At 43.5% G+C, this 4,196-nt stretch carries 3 protein-coding genes and 3 pseudogenes; all 6 read left to right on the forward strand.

What is annotated here, in order from left to right; all coding sequences use genetic code 11:
• Positions 1-828 (forward strand): annotated as a pseudogene (locus FTU67_RS14075) (IS66 family transposase); the annotation flags it as partial.
• A gap of 31 nt (positions 829-859) precedes the next feature.
• Positions 860-1,180, forward strand: a pseudogene (locus FTU67_RS14080) (IS30 family transposase); the annotation flags it as partial.
• Positions 1,181-1,500: 320 nt separating this feature from the next.
• Positions 1,501-2,859 (forward strand): NAD(P)-binding domain-containing protein, encoded by a 1,359-nt coding sequence (locus FTU67_RS14085; protein WP_005177227.1) that lies wholly within the window; start codon positions 1,501-1,503, stop codon positions 2,857-2,859.
• A gap of 72 nt (positions 2,860-2,931) precedes the next feature.
• Entirely contained in the window at positions 2,932-3,336 is a 405-nt protein-coding gene (locus FTU67_RS14240) for an IS66 family insertion sequence element accessory protein TnpB (RefSeq protein ID WP_227523651.1), read from the forward strand.
• On the forward strand, positions 3,333-3,668 hold the full coding sequence (gene tnpB, locus FTU67_RS14095) for an IS66 family insertion sequence element accessory protein TnpB (protein WP_157797526.1): 336 nt from the start codon (positions 3,333-3,335) through the stop codon (positions 3,666-3,668). Before FTU67_RS14240 ends, tnpB begins: the two co-directional genes overlap by 4 nt.
• A gap of 74 nt (positions 3,669-3,742) precedes the next feature.
• Positions 3,743-4,196, forward strand: a pseudogene (locus FTU67_RS14100) (IS66 family transposase); the annotation flags it as partial.

Genomic DNA, 4,196 nt, shown 5'->3' on the forward strand with positions numbered 1-4,196 from the left:
TGCAACAGCGGGTGATCCATGCCGATGAAACGCCGGTCACCATTATGCGGATGGGTGAGAATGAGAAAAAACCGAAGAAAGGTTATGTCTGGGCCTATGCCACTACACAGTACAATCCAGTTCAAGCGGTGATCTATGACTTTCAGGATAGTCGTTCAGGTCAGCATGCTGAAGCGTTCCTGAAAGACTGGCAGGGCCATCTGGTCTGTGATGATTACAGCGGTTATAAAGCACGCTTTAAATCAGGCAAGGTCATTGAGGTGGCCTGCATGGCACATGCACGTCGTAAATTCCATGAACTGCATGTGACCAAAAAAAGTCAGATCGCTGAACAGGCATTAGTGCTGATTCAGAAACTGTATGCCATAGAAGCAGAACTCAGGAAAAAGACCGATGGTACAGCAGAACATCGCCGCGAATACCGACAACAGCACAGTCAACCGGTGATGCAACAACTGTATGAATGGCTCAACCAACATCAGCTGGCGGTGCCATCGAGTTCTCCAACCCGCCCGGGCGATCAACTACAGCCTAAAACGCTGGCAGGCACTCTGCCGCTATCTGGATGATGGCAATCTACCAATTTGCAACAATTGGGTCGAGAATCAGATGCGACCTTGGGCCTTAGGACGCAAGAACTGGCTGTTTGCTGGCTCGCTGCGCAGTGGTCAGCGAGCGGCGAACATCATGACGCTGATTCAGTCAGCAAAGCTGAATGGGCTTGATCCGTATGCCTATTTAAGTAATGTGCTAAAAAGGCTGCCGACACATAAAGTGACCCAAATAGAAGAATTACTTCCACACCGCTGGAAACCCAACTCAAATTAAAAAATAGCTATGGGGCTCAGCGGACGCTTACTTAGATCGTTTACGGATGAGCCATGCTTATAGTGTTACTTTTGATAATGGTAAGGAATTTGCCGAACACAAAAGAATCACTGATGCCGGCATAGATACGTATTTTGCTGATCCTTACAAGTCTATTCAACGAGCAAGGAATGAAAATACGAATGGTTTAATCCGGCAATATCTGCCAAAATCATCATCGTTTGATGACGTGTCAAACGAACAAATAGAGCAGATAGAATTTGCACTCAACCATCGTCCTAGAAAAACACTAGGTTGGTATACGCCTAGTGAAGTTATGGCTGGTTTTTATACTGTTGCACTTGCCGCTTGAATCCGCCAATATTAATGGAATGACTTTAAATTCACTTTTATAACTAAGCAAAGCCACAATTAATCAGAAATTATGATAAGATCAGCTTTCTTAAAAAATGTGTTTTTTATAAAGATGAATTGCTTAGGTAATTTTTACTGTCTTTAGCACATTTTATTATTTTTTCTTTTTTTTAATTCACATCCTATTTTGAACAGATTTTTAATCGCTCAATTTAGGATTGTATTTGCTTATCTTTATAATGCTTATATTTCAAATCCTAAATTGTGACACTCAAAATTGGAGAGGTAATTAAGAACTCAAAACTAATGGAGATAGCAATGGATCGAATTGCAATTATTGGTGCTGGCCCAAGTGGCATGGCCCAATTAAGAGCGTTTCAGTCAGCAAAGGCCAAAGGTCTACAAGTTCCTGAAATTGTATGTTTCGAAAAACAAAATGATTGGGGCGGGCTATGGAACTATACTTGGCGCACTGGTATAGATGAACATGGGGAACCTGTCCACGGCAGTATGTACCGCTATTTATGGTCAAATGGCCCCAAAGAAGCGCTAGAATTTGCCGATTATACTTTTGATGAACATTTCAAAAAACCAATCGCTTCATATCCGCCACGTGCAGTACTGTGGGATTACATCAAAGGCCGTGCAGAAAAAGCACAGGTCAAAGATTTAGTCCGTTTCAATAGTGCCGTTCAGCATATTGCCTATGATGAAACAACGCAAAAATTCACGGTAGATGTCGAAGATTATGCACAACAACAGCACTATTCAGAACAATTTGATTATGTTGTCGTTGCATCTGGACACTTCTCTACCCCACGTGTTCCTGTTTATGAAGGCTTTGATCAATTCCATGGTCGCATTTTGCACGCACACGACTTCCGTGATGCGCTGGAATTTAAAGGTAAGTCTGTGTTATTGGTTGGCAGCAGCTACTCTGCCGAAGACATTGGTTCACAATGTTATAAATACGGTGCTAAGCAAATTTACAGTTGCTATCGCAGTAAAGCCATGGGTTTTAAATGGCCTAAAAACTGGTCTGAAAAGCCACAATTACTGCGTGTAGATGAAAATACTGCTTATTTTGGTGATGGAACATCTGCCAAAATTGATGCCATTATTTTATGCACAGGCTATTTGCACCACTTCCCATTTATTGAAGATAACCTACGCCTCAGAACACATAACTGCCTTTATCCGCAGGGTTTATATCAGGGTGTGGTGTGGGAAAAGAATCCTCGCTTGTTCTACTTGGGCATGCAAGATCAATGGTACACCTTCAATATGTTCGATGCGCAAGCATGGTTTGTCCGTGATGTGATTTTGGGCAAAATTACTTTACCAAGCACGGCAGAAATGCAGAGCCATACGCAGACCTTACATGAAAAAGAGCAGCGCCTATTGAACGATGAACAATCTGCCCGCTTCCAAGGCGATTACATCAAACGCCTGATTGCGCAGACGGACTATCCATCATTCAATATTGATGCAGTGCATGATATTTTCATGCAATGGAAAAAGCATAAAAAAGAAAACATTATGGGCTTTAGAGATAAAGTCTATCGCTCAGTAATGACTGGAAAAATGGCTAAGCCACATCACACGCCATGGTTATATGCGCTAGATGATTCTTTAGAAAGCTATTTGGAAGATGAAGCGCAGCGTGAAGCGATGTAAGGCTTAATCACAAAAAGCCACACAATACGCAGCAAAATAGCCAACAAGCCCCATAAGTTATGGTCATGGGGTTTGTTGTTTGGACTGCCACCACTCTCCGAGACAAATAAGGCCGTACAGCCTTTACGACGTAACAACCCTGATGAACATGAACCTCTCGAAGCAAAGAAAGAAATCCTTTGCCTTAAAGCACCGAACGTTTCAATTGCTTCGGTCGCTTTGCAACATGGATTGAATACAAATCTTGTATCCAAATGGATTCGCTTAATTGATGGTAAGCCAGGGAATGATCGCTCACCACTACCGAATAAACCTGCATTTATTGCCTTATCTTGCTCTGCACCATTAGATCCTACTCCTACTGACATGTTAACGGTTCAAATTACTTTACCCCACTCAAAAGCAGAAATTGGCTTGAAATGGCAAGTATCAGAAATATCTGCTTTAGCAGAATTACTCAAGGCACTTGCAACATGATCCATATCGATGAAATCTGGCTCTCTACCCAGCCGATGGACATGCGTGCGGGTATGGATACTGCCATGGCTCAGGTGCTGAGAGCCTTTGGCTCGATCAAACCGCATTGCGCCTACCTGTTCTGTAATAAGCGTGGCCATCGCATGAAAGTGCTGGTGCATGATGGATTGGGCATCTGGCTGTGTGCCAGGCGGCTGGAACAGGGAAAATTCCACTGGGCTAAAGTTCACCAGGGTGAAAACGTAGCTCTCAGTCCAGAACAGTTACAGGCACTCATTCAGGGTTTGCCCTGGCAGCGCATTGGACGACAGCAAGTGGTAACAATGCTCTAAACCAGGCTGCTACATTGTGCTATTCTCCAAACGTTCTATTTCCTCTGCGTCATGACCTCAGGCATACTGCGGTCATGAAAACGCTGCCTGATTTAAACCAACTGACCCATGAGCAACTGCTGGAATTTACCCGGCAATTAGCGATGCAGCATCAGTCTTTGGCACAATCAAATCAGCAATTAGATGCCAAAGTTCAACATCTGGAAGTCACCAATCAACAATTAGATGGCAAAGTTCAACATCTGGAAGCATGCAACCAACATCTCTCTATTCTCACTCAAAAATACGAGCATGAACTGGCGCTGTTTAAACAGCACAAATTCGGCAATAAAAATGAACATCTCACCGCAAAACAAATCCATCTCTGGGATGAGGCGGTTGAAGAAGATATCGCAGCGGTTGATCTGGAACTGGAGCGGCTGAATGCAGATAAAACCGATGCAGCAACACAGAAAGCCACAGTCAACAAACCTAAACGTCGACTGCTACCCGATCATCTACACACCATCCGTATTGAGCATGAACCTG

This window comes from Acinetobacter sp. YH12132 (genome assembly GCF_013418645.1).
GTDB classification, from domain to species: domain Bacteria; phylum Pseudomonadota; class Gammaproteobacteria; order Pseudomonadales; family Moraxellaceae; genus Acinetobacter; species Acinetobacter indicus.